General features: G+C 72.9%; 12 protein-coding genes. 6 read left to right on the forward strand and 6 right to left on the reverse strand.

The features are described 5' to 3' along the window. Positions 1-27: 27 nt before the first annotated feature. Complete coding sequence (gene treS / locus AB0F88_RS09935) at positions 28-1,749, reverse strand: maltose alpha-D-glucosyltransferase (protein WP_362680622.1); 1,722 nt, start codon at positions 1,747-1,749, stop codon at positions 28-30. 590 nt (positions 1,750-2,339) lie between these two features. Continuing rightward, positions 2,340-3,998, reverse strand: a complete 1,659-nt coding sequence (locus AB0F88_RS09940) for an asparagine synthetase B family protein (RefSeq protein WP_362679825.1) — start codon at positions 3,996-3,998, stop codon at positions 2,340-2,342. A 71-nt stretch (positions 3,999-4,069) separates the two neighbouring features. On the opposite strand from AB0F88_RS09940, the gene AB0F88_RS09945 reads away from it, so the two are divergent. The 6 genes from AB0F88_RS09945 to AB0F88_RS09970 all read left to right on the forward strand — a co-directional run bounded on the left by AB0F88_RS09945 (position 4,070) and on the right by AB0F88_RS09970 (position 11,814). Continuing rightward, entirely contained in the window at positions 4,070-5,977 is a 1,908-nt protein-coding gene (locus tag AB0F88_RS09945; protein WP_362679828.1) for a hypothetical protein, read from the forward strand. A 160-nt stretch (positions 5,978-6,137) separates the two neighbouring features. Then, positions 6,138-6,812, forward strand: coding sequence for a DALR anticodon-binding domain-containing protein (locus AB0F88_RS09950; RefSeq protein WP_362679831.1), 675 nt, complete (start codon positions 6,138-6,140; stop codon positions 6,810-6,812). A 43-nt stretch (positions 6,813-6,855) separates the two neighbouring features. Then, entirely contained in the window at positions 6,856-7,668 is an 813-nt protein-coding gene (locus AB0F88_RS09955; protein ID WP_362679834.1) for a neutral zinc metallopeptidase, read from the forward strand. Between the two features lie 207 nt (positions 7,669-7,875). Beyond that, the gene (gene lysA / locus AB0F88_RS09960; protein WP_362679837.1) at positions 7,876-9,258 is read left to right on the forward strand and encodes a diaminopimelate decarboxylase; all 1,383 of its coding nucleotides are present in this window, start codon (positions 7,876-7,878) and stop codon (positions 9,256-9,258) included. A gap of 61 nt (positions 9,259-9,319) precedes the next feature. Then, entirely contained in the window at positions 9,320-10,612 is a 1,293-nt protein-coding gene (locus AB0F88_RS09965) for a homoserine dehydrogenase (RefSeq protein ID WP_362679840.1), read from the forward strand. Positions 10,613-10,998: 386 nt separating this feature from the next. Beyond that, positions 10,999-11,814 carry a polysaccharide deacetylase family protein gene (locus AB0F88_RS09970; RefSeq protein WP_362679843.1) on the forward strand — a complete coding sequence of 272 codons (816 nt, stop codon included), beginning with the start codon at positions 10,999-11,001 and terminating at the stop codon, positions 11,812-11,814. A 141-nt stretch (positions 11,815-11,955) separates the two neighbouring features. Here the strand turns inward: AB0F88_RS09970 and AB0F88_RS09975 are convergent, their stop codons facing one another. From AB0F88_RS09975 to AB0F88_RS09990, 4 genes are read right to left on the reverse strand one after another with little or no spacing between them, the layout of a single operon-like run. After that, on the reverse strand, positions 11,956-13,770 hold the full coding sequence (locus AB0F88_RS09975; protein WP_362679846.1) for a glycosyltransferase: 1,815 nt from the start codon (positions 13,768-13,770) through the stop codon (positions 11,956-11,958). Further along, positions 13,767-15,689: a glycosyltransferase gene (locus tag AB0F88_RS09980; RefSeq protein ID WP_362679849.1), complete on the reverse strand. Its 1,923-nt coding sequence runs from the start codon at positions 15,687-15,689 to the stop codon at positions 13,767-13,769. The genes AB0F88_RS09975 and AB0F88_RS09980 overlap by 4 nt, the downstream gene beginning before the upstream one ends. Continuing rightward, a complete protein-coding gene (locus AB0F88_RS09985) occupies positions 15,689-17,551 on the reverse strand; it encodes a glycosyltransferase (protein ID WP_362679852.1) in 1,863 nt (620 codons plus the stop codon). Before AB0F88_RS09985 ends, AB0F88_RS09980 begins: the two co-directional genes overlap by 1 nt. Further along, positions 17,548-18,030: a hypothetical protein gene (locus AB0F88_RS09990; protein WP_362679855.1), complete on the reverse strand. Its 483-nt coding sequence runs from the start codon at positions 18,028-18,030 to the stop codon at positions 17,548-17,550. The genes AB0F88_RS09985 and AB0F88_RS09990 overlap by 4 nt, the downstream gene beginning before the upstream one ends. Positions 18,031-18,331: the final 301 nt, after the last annotated feature.

Consider the following 18,331-nt stretch of genomic DNA (forward strand, 5'->3'; position numbering starts at 1 on the left):
CCGTCCCGGGGCGCTCTCGGTAAGGGCTCAGCCCTCGACGCCGGGGATGTCGGCGTTCTTGAGCGAGAACCAGTAGAAGCCGTGGCCGGGCAGGGTCAGCAGGTACGGCAGGGTGCCCACGGGGGGGAACCGCACCCCGCCCCTGGCCTCGACCGGGATCATGCCCGCGAAGCGGCGCAGGTCGAGCTCGACCGGCTGCGGATACTTCGACAGGTTGTTGACGCACAGCATCAGGTCGTCGCCGTCCTCGCGGACGAAGCTGAGCACCGCCTGGTTGCTGGACCACAGCTCGTTGTAGACGCCGGTGCCGAAGACCTGGTGGTCACGGCGGATCGCCAGCATGTTCCTGGTGAAGTGCAGCAGCGACGCGGGGTTCTTCTGCTGCGCCTCCACGTTGATCGCCTGGTAGCCGTGGATCGGGTCCATGACGACGGGCAGGTACAGGCGCCCGGGGTCGGCCTTGGAGAAGCCCGCGTTGCGGTCGGGGCTCCACTGCATCGGGGTGCGGACCGCGTCGCGGTCCTCCAGCCAGATGTTGTCGCCCATGCCGATCTCGTCGCCGTAGTACATGACCGGGGAGCCGGGCAGCGACAGCAGCAGCGCGGTGAACAGCTCGATCTGGTCGCGGTCGTTCTCCAGCAGGGGGGCGAGACGGCGCCGGATGCCGAGGTAGGCCCGCATGCGCGGGTCCTTGGCGTACTCGGCGTGCATGTAGTCGCGCTCCTCCTCGGTGACCGTCTCGAGCGTCAGCTCGTCGTGGTTCCGCAGGAAGATGCCCCACTGGCCGCTGTCGGGGAGCTTCGGCGTCCGCGACATGATCTCGGAGATCGGCTCGCGGCTGCCCTGCCGCACCCCCATGAAGATGCGCGGCATGAGCGGGAAGTGGAAGGCCATGTGGCACTCGTCGCCGCCGACCGAGGGGTCGCCGAAGTACTCGACCACGTCCTCGGGCCAGCCGTTGGCCTCGGCGAGCAGCACCCGGTCCGGGTAGAGGCGGTCGACCTCGGCGCGGACCTTCTTCAGGTACGCGTGGGTCTCCGGCAGGCCGGAGCAGTCGGTGCCCTCGCGCTCGAAGAGGTAGGGGACCGCGTCGAGCCTGAAGCCGTCGATGCCCAGGTCCAGCCAGAACCGCAGGACCTCCAGCATGGCCTCCTGGACCGCCGGGTTCTCGTAGTTCAGGTCGGGCTGGTGGTGGAAGAAGCGGTGCCAGTAGTACTGCTTGCGGACCGGGTCGTAGGTCCAGTTGGACTCCTCGGCGCCGACGAAGATGATCGGCGCGTCGGGGTACCCGGACGGGTCGTCGGACCAGACGTAGAAGTCGCCGTACGGACCCTCGGGGTCGTGCCGGGACGCCTGGAACCAGGGGTGTCTGTCGCTGGTGTGGTTCATCACCAGGTCGGTGATGATGCGCAGGCCCCGCCGGTGCGCCGACTCGATCAGCTCCACGAAGTCTCCGAGGTCGCCGAAGTCCGGCAGGATCTTCATGTAGTCGGAGATGTCGTATCCGCCGTCACGCAGGGGAGACTCGTACAGCGGGAGCAGCCACAGGCAGTCGACGCCGAGCCACTCGACGTAGTCCAGCTTCTCGATGAGGCCGCGCAGGTCGCCGGTGCCGTCGCCGTTGGAGTCCTTGAACCCGCGGACCAGCACCTCGTAGAAGACCGCACGCTTGTACCACTGGGGGTCCGCCGAGACGAAATCCTCGGCCACGGACTCCTGGGAAGGGGAGGGGAAGGGGGATGGGGTCATCGTGTTCTCGCTCACGGTGATGAAGGGCAGGACGAAGTCACCGGATGCTCCGGCTGATGATGTTTGGTGACCGCGCCGGCGGGAGCCGTCATCCCCACGAGCTCCGTGCTCTCGGGCGGACCGAATTTGTGATTCTGGACCGTCCCTTGTGGCGCTTTCTGGGCCGAACACTACCAGCCGTCCGACGCCGTGGAACCCCCCTTGGCGTGGCACGTCGCCACCGCCCCACGGAATCGCCGCGCGCATCGCGCCGAGGCCGCGTAATCGTCGCGTCGCTCACCGTTTTCACGGACGAAACATCGGACGCCCCGGGAGAGCGGTCTCGCCCCGCACCCGCAGGTCAGGCCCGTACGCGCGCCGCCCGGAGAGAGTAAGGGCCGACCCCGGGTTCAGGGGTTCCGGGCCCGGTCCCCGAAGGCGCCGCGAGGCACCGCCGGACCACGTCATAGGGGTCCGGCGGGTGGGTCGCAGGGGCCGGGCCGGACCCGGGGCGGGGTGGGCCGGGCCCGGGAAGGGGTGGGTCAGGAGCGGGGTGGGCCGGGCCCGGGAAGCGGGCCGGACCGGACCTGGGAAGGGGCGCCCGGGGCGGGTCAGGCCCAGGGAGGGGTGAGGTCGGGGAGGTCGTCCCGGTAGTCGCCGAGCCAGGCGCCGAACAGCACCAGGCCCCGTACCCAGAAGCGGTCGTTCCAGCCGTTGAACCGCGCGAGCCCGTCGGGGCCCTCGGCGATCACCACGTGGAGTTGCTCCGACAGCAGCGAGGGCACGGTGTCGGCGACCCGGGTGAGCATCCGGTGCCCGTACTCCCTGGCGGGCGCGGCGGCCGAGCGGAGCGGGACCCGCTGGAGCGGCTGCTTGACCACGTTGGTGGAGGGCAGCGCGGCCACGCGGGGGTTGGCCGCGTACAGGACCTCGCGGTAGAAGCGCCCCTGGTCCTTGCGGTGCACGCCGACCGAGAGCGCCGCGTCGAAGAAGACGGGGTGGATGAACGGCGCCGCGAACGAGGCCTCGGGGCCGACCAGGTTGACCGGCGAGCGGGCGATGCCCCGCGCGGTCCTGGTGTGCAGGACAGACAGCGGCAGCTCCGCCCGGTGGCCGTTGAGCATGGCGGTCGACTGGGTGAAGGCGTGACCGACGCTGTCGGTGATCCAGGCCTCGGCCTCCTCCGACAGGAACGGCACGGACGGGGAGCCCAGCGTCAGCGAGCCGAGCAGCGCGGCCTTGCGCTCGGCCTGCGTGGAGGCGTCCAGCGCGGCCCCGCTGACCATGAAGTTCTTCAGCAGCGGCCCCCCGGCCAGCCCGTCGACCAGGGTGCGGCCCGCCCGGTGCACCTCGCGGGCGAACGGGGTGTACCAGGCGTGGTGCGGGGTGAGGAACTCCAGCCGCCGCGCCGCGGCCAGCGCGTCGTCGGGGTAGGCGGCGGCGTCCTGGGGGATCACCCGGTGGCGCACGCCCAGCTCGCGGGTGATCGCCTTGGCGAAGACGATGTCGGTGTCGGTGCCGTCGTCGGGGCTGGTCGTCCACGACTCCACGTCGGCGCCGCGCGCCACCGCCACCGAGCACAGCAGCCGCGAGTCGTAGCCGCCGCTGACCGGCACCAGCAGCGGGCGCCCGTCGAACTCCTTGTAGACCTCGTGCAGGATCTCCAGGATCTCCCCGGCGGTCCGGCCCGCCTCGTAGGGCTCCTCGCGCAGCCACCTGGGCAGCATCCGCTCGACGCCGACCCGGCCCGCCGCCCGGTCGAAGACCAGCGCGCTCGCCCCCGCCAGCCGTTTCACCTGCGTGTACGGGGTGTCGTCGCGCAGCGGGAAGGTCATCTGGATGATCGAGGCCCAGGCGTCCCAGTTGATCTCGTACGGCGTGCGCGCCAGGGAGAGCAGCGGTTCCAGCAGAGAGGAGAAGTAGACCGCCCCGCCGTGGGACAGGTAGTAGACGTCGACGAGGCCGAGACCTCCGGCGTGCAGCGTGATCCGCTCGCCGTCGTCGATCAGGCCGGGCGTCTCGTAGGTCTCCGCCACGGTGATCCACGGGGCCGTCCCGCCGGGCGTGCGCTCCCCCCAGGCGAAGGCCCAGGTGCGCTCGTCCCGCTGGTAGGGAGGCAGCGGGGAGGAGCTGAACAGGGCCGCGTTCCCGGCCTGGAGGGCGGGTCTGACCCGCGGCCCGGCCCCGCGCAGCGTCTCCAGGACGGCCTCGTCGAGGTGCCCGATGCCGCCGCAGACGTACGGCCTCACATTGAACGTCGGCCACTGCACCGTGCTGACTCCTCTGTGTCGCGATTGACCAAAGGGTATCCTTTCGCCCGGCTCACGAAACGGAGGACGGCGTGGCGGGCGAGCAACTCGAAAGCACACGACAGGCGTTGCGGGAGGCGGTGGCGCACGCGGAGAGGGCCTCCGAGCTGGCCCGCCTGCTTGACGCGGCACAGGCAAAGATCGCCGATGCGGAGCGTGCGGCCGAGGAACTGCGCGGGGTGAAGGAACTCCTGAGCGAGACCGAGGAGCGGCTGGAGGCCGCGAACGCGGCCGAGGAGAAGCTCCGCAAGGACCTGGCGGAGCAGCGCTACCAGGCCGAGGTGGCCAGGTGGAAGCTCTCCTCGGTGCAGGTGGCCCGCTGGTCGCGGCTGGGTGACGCGATCAAGACGGGCAAGAGCAACCCGGTGCGGCTGGCGCGCGGCCTGCGCGGGGCGGCCAAGCCGGCCAAGCGCCCGACCGCCCCCAAGCGCCAGCCGGTGCCGCGCAAGGCAGGCGAGAAGGCGCCCGCCCCCGGGGCGTCCTTCCAGGCCACCAGCTCCGTCAGGACCGTCGGCGGCAGGTCGGTGAAGCTCAAGCCGTACCGCGTGCCGACCGGCCCGAACACCCGCCCGCACCTGACCGCGGCCGTGATCGCCGCGCCGCACGGCGAGGCGCTGCTGCGCTACGAGTGGCGCCAGACCACCGGCTTCACGCCGAGGGACTTCGCCCGGGTGCTGGCCGCGGAGGTCCCGCACCTGCTGCTGGTCGAGTCGGTGACCGAGGGGCCGTGGGCCGCGGAGCTGCGCAGTCCCGACCAGGGACTGCGGGCGCTGCTGGCCTGGTGCGCGGAGCGGGGCATCCGCACGGTCTTCTGGCACACCGAGGGCGAGCCCGGCGAGTTCGTCGCCGCGGCCAGGTTGTTCGAGCACGTGGTGACCGCGCTGCCCAGGTCCGTGGGGCCGTGGGGCGCCGCGCTGGCGGCCCAGGAGCCCGAGCAGGGACGCCGGGCGCCGTCGCTGGGGATCCTGCCCTTCGCCGTCCAGCCGCGCGTGCACAACCCGCTGCCGCTGGCCGGAGACCGGTTCGGGCGGGTGCTCTCGCTGGAGGAGCTGCTTCCCGGGCACCTGTCGTACCCGGACGTGCTCACCTCCTACCGCTGGCCCGTCGCGGTCGACTGCCCGCCGGGCACGGAGCCCTGGCGGATGGCCGAGCTGGCCGCCTGCGGCACCCCCATCGGCACCGAGCCCGACCCGCGCCGCGCCCACCTGGCGCTCCGCCAGGCGTACGCCTCGGGCACGATGACCGACAAGGTCGACGACCTGCTGGACGCGATCGGCCTGCCCAGCGGCAGGGCCACCCTCAACATCTCGGTGATCATGATCGACCGGGGCGACCTCGACTACGCGCTGGCCCAGGTCGCGCCGCAGAAGGGCGTCGTCCAGCTGGTGCTGCTTTCGGACGCCCCGGACGCCGTCGGCCGGGCCCGCGAGGCGATGCCCGACGGGGTGGACGTCGCGGTGCGCCGCTCCGACACCGAGCTGACCACGGGCGGCCTGCTCAACCGCGCCCTCGACCTGTGCCAGGGCGACCTGGTGGCGGTGATGGACGCCCGCGACCGGTACGGCGAGCACTACCTGACCGATCTCAGCCGGGCCTTCCTGTTCGCAGGAGCCGACATCGTGGGCAAGGCGGCCTACTACGCCCACCTGCGCGACGTCGCGGCGACCGTGCTGCGCCAGCCCTCGGCGGAGTACTCCTACCTGCCCGACGTGGCGGGAGCCACCCTGCTGGCCCGCCGCGCGGTCCTGCGGGGCATCGGCTTCGCCGACGTCTCGGACAACTGGGCCGAGGTGCTGATGCGCCAGTGCCGCGCGGACGGGATCAAGGTCTTCTCCGCCGACCGCTTCGGGTACGTCTGCCTCCGCGACCGTGACCGCTGGCTGCTCGGCTCGGCCCAGCTCGTCGACTACGGCCCGGCCGATCCGCACGCCCTGGTCTGAGCGTGTCCCCGGGTACGCGTTCTTCGCCGCCGCCGCCGCCGCGGCGGCGGACGGCCCGGCCGGTCCGCGCGTCCCGGCCCGAGCGCGGGCCGTCCGGGGGCGTCGGGTCGTCCGAGGGTCGTCTGGCCGCCGGGATTCCGGGGGTCGTTAGGCTGCCGGGATGACGCCCGGCGCGCTCGGCGAGGTCCTCGGCCTGCCACCGATCCCCAGGGGGACGTGGGCCGGGGAGGCGCTCTACGTCTCCCCGGCCGCGCTGCGCCGGGGCGAGGACCCCGAGGAGACGGCCGGCCGGCTCCGCGGGCTGCCGGGGATCGCGGCCGTCCGGGTGCGGCCCGGCGGTTTCCTGGAGATCGTGGTGGCGGTGCCCGGGGAGCTGGTCACGGAGATCGGCGCCGTACCTCCCCCGGCCACGAGCGCGGCGGGGGACGTGGCCGGGTCCCCGTGGGAGGACCTGCCCAGGACGTGGGCCAACCCCGGGTTCGTCGTCAGGTACGCGCACGCGAGGGCGGTCGCCGTACAGCGCTGGGCCGCGGAACTCGGCGTCGGCGGGGACTTCAGGCCCGAGCTGCTGGAGGGCCGCGAGGACCGGGCGGTGCTCAGGCTGCTGGCCGAGGTGCACGGCAGGCGGGTGAGCCGGGATCCCGGGTGGGCCGCCTACGCCGAGCAGCTGGCCCTGGCCTACCACGACGCGTTCGAGGGGGCCGCCGCGCTTCCCTCGGGGGACGAGGAGCCGTCGGAGCCGCACGCCGCCCGGGTGCGCCTGGCGCGGGCCGTTCGGGACGTGCTGGCCGAGGCGCTGGCGGCACTTGGCGAGACGGCGCCCGACAGATTGTGATAGACCCTCCCAAAGAAGCTTAAAAAGATCAGGGGAGAGGTGAATGGCCGGGCCCCGGGACTGGGAGGCGCGCGAGCCGCGCCGATCCGGGATGGTCCGGCGGGTGCTGCCGACCCTGCTCGCCTTCGCCGTCATCCTCGGCGGGCTCGCCTATCTCGGCGGAGACCTCAGGGAACTCCTCGGGACCGCCCCGGGCTCGTCCCGCTCGGCCGCGGCGACGCACCGCCTCTACCAGGAGACCCGGCCGGTCGACGGCCGTTGCGGCACGCTTCCCCGGGACCTCGACGCCGACCTCACGACGTCGCTGGAGGCCCTCGGCGGGTGCCTGGACCGGATGTGGGCCGACACGCTGGCGCGGGCGGGCATCGACTACGAGCCTCCGGAGGAGCTGCGGCTGGTCGACGCCCCCGAGGAGGCCGCGTGCGGGATCGACGACTACGACTGGGCCGGGATCTACTGTCCCGAGCCGCGCGTCGTCAACGTGCTGGTCGAGGGTGAGCGGGCCTTCCCGATGATGTTCACGCTCGCGCACGAGTACGCCCACCACGTCCAGGAGGTCAGCGGGATCGCCGACCGCAGAGGTTCGGAGGCCTTCGACGAGGCGTGGTCGCGGCGGCTCGAACTGCAGGCGGACTGCCTGGCCGCGGTGACGCTGCGCGCCGCCGCGCCGCGCCGGCTGGAGAGCCTGCGCCGTCTCGCCGGGCGCGGTTCCGGCGCCGACGAGGGCGTCGAGGCGGCCTACCGGCAGTCGCACGGCTCGGGGGCCAGCAGCGCCGAGTGGATGCGGCGCGGCCAGGAGGGCGGCACCGTGGGGTCCTGCAACACCTGGGCGGCTCCCGCCGAGTCGGTCTCCTGAACTCGCCCGGGTCTCCTCCTGGACCGCCCGGGTCTCCCCGGAACGGGCTCGCTCCGGCCTCTCCAGAAGATCGTGTCGCCGTACGACGTTAAAATATGTCGTCAAAGTGGCACATAACGTAAAAAGTTCGCGTGTTCGAGGTGGATCGCGTCTCGATAGGTGGGCAATCGTCTCAGGGGGATCACCGGGTCCGATAGCCTCGATCGGGTGAGTCGATTCGCCCACCCCGCCGGTGACCGGCATGCAGAAGTGCTGCCCGAGGAGCGCCCTCCGCACGCACCTGCCGATCTGAACACGCTCGACCCCACCATCTGGCCGCGAACGTCGAGCCGCGCCGGCGGCTCGATCACGATCGGCGGCGCGGATGTCAGGGACCTCGTCGAGGAGCACGGCACCCCGCTCTACGTGGTGGACGAGGAAGACTTCCGCTCCCGCTGCCGCGACTACGCGAGCGCGTTCTCCGGGGGCGAGGTCCACTACGCGGGCAAGGCGTTCCTGTGCCGCGAGGTCGCCCGCTGGATCATGCAGGAGGGCCTCGGCCTCGACGTCTGCAGCGCCGGCGAGCTCGCCGTCGCGCTCAGCGTCGGGTTCCCGCCCGAGCGGATCACCATGCACGGCAACAACAAGTCGCTCGCCGAGCTGGAGAAGGCCGTCGAGGTCGGGGTCGGGCACATCGTGGCCGACTCCTTCGAGGAGATCGCCCGCCTGGGCTTCCTCGCCGACAAGCACGGCAGGCGCCCCAAGGTGATGATCCGCGTCACCGTGGGCGTCGAGGCCCACACCCACGAGTTCATCGCGACCGCCCACGACGACCAGAAGTTCGGCTTCTCGCTGAGCAGCGGCGCGGCGGCCGAGGCGGCCAGGCGGATCCTCGCCCTGCCCCAGCTGGAGCTCGTCGGCCTGCACTCCCACATCGGCTCCCAGATCACCGACACCGCCGGGTTCGAGGTGGCCGCGGCCCGTCTGGCGACCCTCCTGGTCAAGATCAAGGACGAGCACGACGTCGTGCTGCCCGAGCTGGACCTCGGCGGCGGCTACGGCATCCCCTACGTCGAGGGCGACACCGCGCCCGACGTCAAGGAGATCGCCGACAACCTGCGGGAGATCGTCAGCAAGGTGGCCAGGTCCGCGGGCCTGCCGGTGCCCAAGCTCACCGTCGAGCCGGGCAGGGCCATCGCCGGACTGGCCGGGGTGACCCTCTACGAGGTCGGCACGATCAAGGACGTCGAGGGCCTGCGCACCTACGTCAGCGTCGACGGCGGCATGAGCGACAACATCCGCACCGCCCTGTACGGGGCCGACTACACCGCGCGCCTGGCCTCCCGCGAGAGCGCCGCGAGGCCGATGCTCTCCCGCCTGGTCGGCAAGCACTGCGAGAGCGGCGACATGGTCGTGCGCGACCTGTGGTTCCCCGCCGACCTGGCCACCGGCGACCTGATCGCCGTCGCGGGCACCGGCGCCTACTGCCGCTCGCTCGCCAACAACTACAACTACCTCCCCAAGCCCGCCGTGGTCGCGGTCAAGGACGGGGTGTCCCGCGTGATCGTCCGCAGGGAGACCGAGGACGACCTCCTGAGAGGACAGCTGTGAAACGACCCGGAGCGGCGGGGGATGCCCGCCCATGGTGTGAGCGAAAAGGGGGCGTGACCGCATGGCACTGAAAGTGGCACTGCTGGGATGCGGCGTCGTCGGCTCCCAGGTGGTCAGGCTCATGCACGAGCAGGCCGACGACCTCGCCGCCCGTATCGGGGCGCCGCTGGAGCTCGCCGGGGTCGCCGTGCGGCGCCTGGGCCGCAGGCGGGACGCCGACGTGGACCCCGCCCTGCTCACCACGGACGCCGAGGCCCTGGTCACCCGGGACGACATCGACATCGTCGTCGAGGTGATCGGCGGCATCGAACCCGCCAGGTCGCTCATCCTGGCCGCGCTGAACAACGGCAAGTCGGTCGTCACGGCCAACAAGGCGCTGCTCGCCGAGGACGGCGCGACCGTCCACGCCGCGGCGCGGGCCGGCGACGCCGACCTCTACTTCGAGGCGGCCGTCGCGGGCGCCATCCCGCTGATCAGGCCGCTGCGCGAGTCGCTCGCCGGAGATCACGTGCACCGGGTGCTCGGCATCGTCAACGGCACCACCAACTACATCCTCGACCAGATGGACTCCAGCGGGGCCTCGTTCTCCGACGCGCTAGGGGAGGCGCAGGCGCTGGGCTACGCCGAGGCCGACCCCACCGCCGACGTGGAGGGCTTCGACGCCGCGGCCAAGGCCGCGATCCTCGCCGGGATCGCCTTCCACAGCCGGGTGACGGCCGCCGACGTGCACCGCGAGGGCATCACCGAGATCACCGCGACGGACGTGGCCAGCGCCAAGGCCATGGGATACGTCATCAAGCTGCTCGCGATCTGCGCCCGTTCCGACGACGGCAGGTCCTTCGGCGTACGGGTGCACCCGGCCATGATCCCCAGGACGCACCCGCTGGCCGGGGTCCGCGAGGCCTACAACGCGGTGTTCGTCGAGGCGCGCTCCGCCGGGCAGCTCATGTTCTACGGCGCGGGCGCGGGCGGCGCCCCGACCGCGAGCGCCGTGCTGGGCGACATCGTGGCCGTGGCGCGCAACGTGCTGGCCGGCACCCGGGGGCCGGAGGAGTCCACGTACGCCGACCTGGTCGTGCACCCGATGGGCGAGACCGTCACCCGCTACCACGTCTCCCTGGACGTCGCCGACAAGCCCGGCGTGCTCGCCAGGGTCGCCGACATGTTCGCCAAGCAGGACGTCTCCATCCAGACCGTCCGCCAGGAGGGGCACGGCGCGGACGCCCAGCTGGTGCTGGTCACCCACCGGGCCAGCGACGCCGCGCTCTCCGCCACGATCGAGGGCCTGCGCGAGCTGGACATCGTCCGCGACGTGGTGAGCGTCATGCGCGTCGAGGGCGAGGACACCCCCTAGGATTCCTCGCCGAGGGCACCCGGGGGTGCCCGGCCGAGGGTGCCCCTCGGCGGCGTCCCGCCGGGGGCCCTGGTGGCGTCCCGCCGAGGACATCACCGGTGGTGCCAGGTCAGGCCGGTCCGCGATTGCCGGCCTGGTCGGCCCGCCTGCTCGATTCGCTCGGTCCGTTCGGCCCGCTCGATCGGCTCGGTCCGCCCGTTTCGCGCCGGGGCGGCGCGGGCTGTCCCGCCGTCTTCGGCGCTGTCAGGGGCGTGGTCCCGGCCGTCGCGGTCATGCCGTTTTGGCATCGGCTTCCTGGGCATCTGATAACGGATTATTTGGTGGCCTCTATCGGCTTATAGGCTGCTTTCATGCCCTATTTGCCGTTCCGCGAAAGGGAGTTCACCGTGAGGGTCTTTCTTCGGGCGGTGGCGTTCGCCACGGTGCTGACCGTCGTGGCGGCGCTGGGCCCGGCCGCCCACGCGGCGGCCGAGCGACCCGCGAAGAAGAAGGTCAAGACGGTCGTCGCGCTCACCTTCGACGACGGCGACTCCTCCCACCCCGCCGTGGCCCGCATGCTGGAGAAACGCGGCATGCGTGGAACGTTCTACGTCAACACCGAGACCGTCGGCGGTGAGCAGAAACTGACCCGCCGCGAGCTCACCGGGATCGCCAAGAAGGGTCACGAGATCGGCGGTCACACGCTGACCCACGTACGTCTCACCGAGCTGACCCGCAGCGAGCAGGAGGGCCAGATCTGCGACGACCGCAGGACGCTGGTGGCGTGGGGGTACCGGCCCACCACCCTCGCCTACCCGTTCGGCGCGGTCGACTCCGACGCCATGGCGGTGGCGCGGCGGTGCGGTTACGACGCGGCCCGCGGGGTCGGCGGGCTCAAGGAGTGGGGGTGCCCCGGCTGTCCGGCCGGTGAGACTCTCCGCCCGAAGAACCGCTACGACATCCGCACGCCGGGCTCCATCCGCGAGGACACCCTGCTGCGGCACATGAGGCAGCAGGTCCTCAACGCCGAGAAGGGCGGTGGCGGGCTGGTCCCGATGGTGTTCCACCGCGTCTGCGACGACTGCGGCCTCTACTCGACGACTCCCAAGCTCCTGGGCCAGTTCCTCGACTGGCTGGCGAGCCGCAAGTCCCACGGCACGGTCGTGCGGACCCTGCAGAGCGCCGTCGGCGCCCGATACCGCCCCCCGCCCAGGCAGGAGTGACCGGGCCGCCGAGGACGCCCGGTGTCCGGGGCGTCCTCGGCGGCAGGGCGTGGCGGCAGGGCGTGGCGGCAGGGCGTGGCGGCAGGGCGTGGCGGCAGGGCGTGGCGGCAGGGCGTGGCGGCAGGGCGTGGCGGCAGGGCGTCAGGAGCCCTCGGTGAGCCTGCGGAGGCGGCGGGCGGCGCGGGCGAGCAGGGAGCGCTGCTGGGCCTGGCGCAGGGCGACGGCCTCCAGGCGGCGCTGCTCGGCCTTCTCCTTCCACCTGACGGTGTCGCGGCTGCCCTTGGCGGCCTTGGCTCGCAGCTCCTTCAGCTCGGCCTTGAGGGCGGCGACCTGCCGCTGGGCCCGCTCGGCCTCCCTCGCGCGCGACTCGGCCGCGGCCTTCCAGTGCGCGGCCTCCCGGTTGCGGTTCGCGGCCCAGGAGGGGTAGGCGCGGGCCGCGGGCCGCAGTTTCCACGACTCCGCGTCCAGCCAGGTCGCCCCGTGCAGGTCGGCGATCACGTCGTCGAGCCGCTCGCCCTCGCGGAGCACGCGCGTCGCCCTCGCGACGGCGGAGGTCCGCTCCAGGCGGGCGGCCAGCACTCCCGACTCGTCCTCGTCCAGCGCCACGAGCAGCAGGCCCTCGTCGTCCTTCTCCGCCTGCTCGATCAGCCTGGCCAGCGAGTCCGCCCCCGGTACCCACCCGGCCGGGCAGACCAGGCGGAACGGCGCGGGCGCCGAGGTCGGGGGGACCCGTTCGGCGAAGGAGACGCGACCGTCGTGGGCGTACTGGCCGCGCAGCAGCCGCAGGTCGAGCAGCGGGTCGTCCAGCGGTGCCGGACGCTCGCCGGCCAGTGACGTCCACGGCCCGGTCAGGGTGACGCGCACGTCGGGCAGGGTGCTGGCCAGCGCCCCGTCGACGCTCGCCCTGACGTCCTCGAAGGAGGCGCCCCCGGCGTCCACCACGACGTCGACGTAGGGGACCAGCCACTGCCGGCCGGCGTCGGTGCGCAGGTGGCGCCGGTACGGGATCCGGTCGGCGATGAACGGGTCGTTGTGCCGCCTGACGTCCGCGGGCCTGCGCATGGCCGTCGTCGTGCCCAGGTGCCAGCTCAGCGCCTCGGCGTCGGGGACGAACACCGCGCCCGTCTGGGTGAGCCGGTAGCCGAGCTCGGTGTCCTCGCCGAGGGCCAGGGAGGTGTCCAGCCCTCCCGTCTCCCTCAGCAGGGCGGCCGGCAGCGAGACCGTCGCGCCCACATGGACGCGGTGCAGCAGGGAGCTGGGCGCGTCGCGGAAGTCGCGGTGGGCGGCGACGAGCTCGCCGATCCAGTCGTGCCCGTGCTCGGGATCCTCCTCGAAGAGGAGAGCCGCCCTGTCCTTGGCGACGGCGATCTGGACCTCGGCGGGGGAGGGCGGGATGCCGGCCATCGCGGTGAAGCGCAGCGTCCCCATCACCACCAGGTAGCCGGCCAGGTGGTGCCAGCGCATGTGCGCCTCGACGTGCTCCCGGTAGGAGACGATGTCGGCGTCCATCCGGTGGATCACCTGGCCGTCCGCGACGGCCGTGCCGGTCTCCATCGCCCGGGCGATGCCCCGGCGGCCGGAGGCGTCGCCGACGATCCGGGTGCGTTCCGGGGCGATCTCGGGGAGCCGCAGCGGGGGCGAGCTGCCGTCGTCCACGACGATCACCTCGAGGAGGTGAGAGGGGTAGGTCTGGGCGGCGAGCGCGGCCAGCGTGAGGTCGAGCCTGTCCTGCCGCCCCTTGGCGGGGATCACCACGCTCACCGTCAGGCGCGGCTCCCACGTGCCGAGGGCGGGCGCGGCCAGCACCCCGTAGTCGTTGCCCGGGATCCGCGGGACGGCCACGTCGCCTCCGCCCGGGATTCGTGGGACGTTCGCGTCGCCTCCGGCCGGGACCGGCGTCGCGTACGGCGCGTCGGGGACGTACGGCGCGTCAGGGGGGATCCGCGACGTGCTCACGGTGCCTCCCGGGGGAGTTCCATGAGCGCGCTGGGCCGGAAACCGCGCCACTGGCGCTTGTTGCGCCGCAGGAACGTGCCGATCGGCTCGCGCCAGGTGTGGTTGGCGACGTTTCCGCGCCGCAGGATGTAGCCCAGGCCCTGGGTGCGGTAGATCTGCCCGCCCGCGGCCTGCACGGCGTGCTGGAACTGGGCGTCGATCGTGCCGGGCATCGGACGGAAGCCGCCCACGGCCTCGAAGGCGGAGCGTTCGGAGAAGATGGTTCCCCCGGCGATGAAGTTGGTGATCTGCTCGGTGATCTGCTCGCGGTGGACGGTCACCCCGATCGAGGCGAGATAGACGAACTCGGGGACCATGCCCACGACCTGGGCACCCGAGTAGGAGTGGGCCAGCAGCAGATCGGAGACGAAGTCGGGCCCGTACCAGTCGTCGTCGTCCATCTTCAGCAGGAACGACCCCGACGCCCTGGCCGCGGCCTGGTTCAGCACGGTCCCGAACACGGTCCGCCCGTCGGCCTCGACCACGGTGACCGGCCGCTCGAAGGACGCCAGTGCCCCGGCCACGCCCGGATGCGTCGCGGGGACGCCGTGCAGCGCGAGGATCACCTCGAACTCGGCGCCGCGCTGCCTGGCCAGCTGCTCCAGCGCGAAGCCCACCATGTCCGGGCGGCGGGTGACGAGCAGCACCGAGACCGTCGGCACGGGCGCCGCGGGGGCGCCCAGCTGCTCCCAGCGGGCGCGGACCCCGTGGAGGCGCAGCGCCTCGCGGCGCAGCCGGATGCTGTGCTCCTCGCGTTCCAGGTCGTCCTTGAGCGCGGGCACGTCGACCGAGGTGATCAGCCTGGCCAGCTCGGGGCCGAGGGCGCCCGCCCAGCGCGGCACGGCCTCGGAGACCAGGGGCACCCCGGCCGCCGCCAGCCCCGTGACCACCCGCAGCGCGGCCGCGGGGCCGGTGTGGCTGCGCTGCCAGTCCACCCGCACCCCTCTGACCTGCCTGATCCGGTTGACGTCCACGTCCGTGACGCGGCCGGAGGCGTCGAAGGAGGTGAGCGTCCTGCCCTCGCAGGTGATCGTCCAGCGGCCGGACTCGGAGGACAGGTCGGCCGTGCCGAGGGACGGCACGGTGACGAAGTTCATGGGGTTGACGGAACGGTCGTCGACGGGAGGGATGGTCCAGGGCTCGGACAGGTCGCCCAGGCCGTTCTCCAGGATCCTGCCGCCACCGGGACGGCCGAGCCTCTCCCAGGTCATCAGCCCGGCGACCGGGCGGTCGATCGAGGTCTCCGCGCCGGTCCACGGCGGCGGCTCCTCGCCGACCGTCCGCACGGTCAGGTCGGCGCCCCGGGCGCCGAACCTGTCGGGGACGGGCCCGGTCAGGGGGGCCGGGGCCGCGTTCGGGTCGCCGGGGCGCCAGTGGGCCGCTCCGGGCCCCGCCAGACCGGCGACGGGCCCGGCGACGGCGTCCATCCGGTGCCCGCCGAACGCCCTGGCGGTCGCGGCGAGCGTCCGTCCCGCCGGTACCGGCTTGGAGAAGCTCGCCTCGACCACCCAGGCGTGCTGTTTCGGCTGGTGGACGCGGAGTTCCACGAGAGCGCGCCAGCGGTGGGCGGGGGTGGGGGAGATCACCGGCGCGGTGTACCAGTGCGGCGTCTCCCGCACGGCGACGACGACCCGGGGGGCCATGGGCAGCAGCGACTGCAGGCTCGCGGCCCTGCGGACGTCGGTCGCCGTGCGGGCGAGCACCAGGATCTCCGCGGCGCCCTCCTCGGCGCGCGGGACGCCGTCGAGGTCGCCGTCGAGGTCCATCGCCCCGTACGGCTCCAGCTCGCCGAGCGTCTCGAAGCCCGCGCAGTAGACGAGGACGCGTCGCTTGCCGCTCCGCTCCAGGGCGGCTCGGACCAGTTCGATCAGAAAGGACATCAGCCGGTCCTCCCCCGACGCCTGGCCAGGGAGGTGATCCTTCCCAGCGGGCCGCGCCGCCGCTCGGCCGCCAGGCGCGCGGCCTCCGCCCGCAGCCGTTCCGTCTCGGCGCGCAGGCTCTCCACCTCGTCCCTCAGGCCCTCCGCCTCGCGCTTCCAGCGCGCGGAGTCGGCCCGCCACTTCGCGGTGTCCCCGGCGACGGGCTCCGCCTCGTCGGCGGTCGTCACGCCGACCTCCGCGGCGCTCACCCAGAGCGAGCCGAACATCTCGTGGACGGCGTCGTCGAGGTCGGCTCCGGGGCCGCCACCGGGGTCACCACCGGGTCCGTCGTTCACCAGCGCCGCCCTGGCGAAGGCGGCGGTGCGCTCGAACCTGGCCGCCCTGACCCCGGAGGCCCCCTCGTCGAGCGCCGCGCTCAGCAGCCCGTACTCCTCGCGCTCGGCGAGTTTGACCAGCTCGGCCAGGCTGTCGGCGCCGAGCGCCCACCCGGCGGGGAAGGTGAGCCTGAACGGCGCGGGAGCCGAGCCCGCGGGCACCTCCTCGGTGAAGGAGACGCGTGGCTCGTGGACGTACAGGTTGCGCACCAGGCGCAGGTCGAGCAGCGGCTCGTCGAGGGAGGGGCGGCGTCCGGCGGGAAGGTCCGACCAGGGCCCGACCACGGTGACGGCGACGTCGACGAGTGTGCCCGCGAGCGCGGAGTCCACGCTCGCCCGTACGTCCTCGTAGGAGGCGCCGCGGGCGTCGACGACGACGTGCACGTACGGCACCAGCCAGGCTCTGCGCGGGTGGGTGCGCAGCCAGCGCAGGTCGGGGATGAGGTCGGGCAGCACCGACCAGTTGTGCCGGTGCACCTCCTTCTCCCGGATCATGACCGTGGACGGCCCGAGGTGCCAGGCGCGGGCCCGCGGGTCGGGGACGAAGACCGCGCCCGCCTGCGCGAGGCGGAAGCCGAGATCGGTGTCCTCACCCATGTTCAGCGTGGTGTTCACCCCGCCGACCGAGCGCAGCAGCGCCACGGGGACCGAGGTGGTGGCACCCGAGTGGAGCCGGTAGGCCCCGGCGCCCGCGTCCCGCAGCCACCGGGTCTCCTCCAGCACCCCGGCCCGCCACTCGTGCGGCGCGGACTCGTCGAACAGCTTCTCCGCGTCCCCGGCCTCCACCGCGGAGAAGACCTCCCTGGCGGAGGGACCGGCTCCGTCGTGGGCGGAATGGGCGGAGGGGGTGAAGCGGACGTCGCCCATCACGACGGCGTAGGGGGCGAGATGGTGCCAGCGCATGTGCGCCTCGACGTGCTCCCTGTCGAGGATCATGTCGGAGTCGACCCAGTGCAGGATGTCGCCCGCCGCCGCGGCGGCGCCGGTCTGGCGGGCCCAGCCGCGTCCCCATCGGCCGTCCGGCACCCGGACGAGCCTGGTGTTGGCCGGGGTGATCTCGGGGACGCGCAGCGGCGGGTCACTGCCGTCGTCGGCGACGACCACCTCCATGAGGTGCGCGGGGTAGGTCTGCGCGGCCAGCCCGGCGAGCGTGCGCTCCAGGGCCTCCTGGCAGTCATGTGCCGGGATCACCACGCTCACCCTGAGCCGCGGCTCCCATCCGCCCAGGTCGGGCGGGAGCAGCGACCCGTAGTCGTTGTGCCTGATCCTGGCGCGCGGGACATCGGCCCGGCCGGCCCGCTCATCCCGGCCGGCGCGACCGGCGCGATCGGCCCGTTCACCCCGGTCGGCGCGGTCGGCGCGCTCGTCCCGGCCGGCCCGCTCGTCTCGGCCGGCGCGGTCGTCGCAACCGGCCCGGTCGTCGCGCGAGCCGGCGGAAGGGCGGGCGGACGGGGTGGCGCCGGACGTGGCGAAGCCGGTTCCGGTCACGCCTTCCCCTCCGCTCTCTCCTCCGCGGCCCGTTCGGTCCCGGCCTCCTCCGCGGCCAGGCGCGGCAGCAGGTCGTGGACGATCTCCTCGATCTCCTGGCGCCTGGGTACGGAGGCCAGGCGGTCCTCTCCCAGGGAGACCAGGATCGCCTGCAGGTCCTCGTCCCGCTTGCGCTCGTGATCCTTGAGCAGCTCGACGATCTCGTCCAGCCGCCGGTCCAGCCGTTGGGTGGCCGTCTTGACCGTGGCCAGCTCCGCCTCGTAGCGCTTGACCCGGGCGTCGATCCGCTGGGCCTTGCCGTCGACCCTGCGTACGGTCGCGACCGCCAGCACCTGGACGGCGAGTACCGTCGCGATCGCGCCGAGCACGATGGCCGCCGTGACCGAGATGATCCCGGTGCTCGCGAGCAGTGTCAGCGCGATCAGGAACACCGGGCCGAGGGCCGCCGCCAGAAGCGTCAGTTTTCGGGGCGTGGGCATCCGCGCTTACCTTCCGTGCCGCTCTGTCTTTACCTGTCCTTGTGGGTGGTAAATGAGGCTATCGGCTCCTCAAGTGCAGATACGGCGATAAATAGGAAATTCGAAGGTTCCTGTGACCTGTGTGACAGCTGTGAGTGTCTGTCGGTGATCCTCCATGTCAAGTGTGATGTGCGGTGAGAAGCGATCTTCCCACCTCGCTATCCTTCGCTCGTGCCCGCGCAGCCGACCGTCCTTCCCCCGCCCCCTCCCGCCATTCCGGCGAGCCTCCCGCGGCCGGTGCCGGGGGCACGCGCCCGCGGGG

It is taken from the genome of Streptosporangium sp. NPDC023963, from assembly GCF_040639135.1.
Taxonomy (GTDB): Bacteria; Actinomycetota; Actinomycetes; order Streptosporangiales; family Streptosporangiaceae; genus Streptosporangium.

What these genes read in the sequence shown, in the direction of transcription:
- treS (WP_362680622.1), bottom strand. Translation starts at nt 1,749, where the DNA reads ATGACCCCATCCCCCTTCCCCTCCCCTTCCCAGGAGTCCGTGGCCGAG.
- AB0F88_RS09950 (WP_362679831.1), top strand. Translation starts at nt 6,138, where the DNA reads ATGACGCCCGGCGCGCTCGGCGAGGTCCTCGGCCTGCCACCGATCCCC.
- AB0F88_RS09955 (WP_362679834.1), top strand. Translation starts at nt 6,856, where the DNA reads ATGGCCGGGCCCCGGGACTGGGAGGCGCGCGAGCCGCGCCGATCCGGG.
- AB0F88_RS09965 (WP_362679840.1), top strand. Translation starts at nt 9,320, where the DNA reads ATGGCACTGAAAGTGGCACTGCTGGGATGCGGCGTCGTCGGCTCCCAG.
- AB0F88_RS09980 (WP_362679849.1), bottom strand. Translation starts at nt 15,689, where the DNA reads ATGTCCTTTCTGATCGAACTGGTCCGAGCCGCCCTGGAGCGGAGCGGC.
- AB0F88_RS09990 (WP_362679855.1), bottom strand. Translation starts at nt 18,030, where the DNA reads ATGCCCACGCCCCGAAAACTGACGCTTCTGGCGGCGGCCCTCGGCCCG.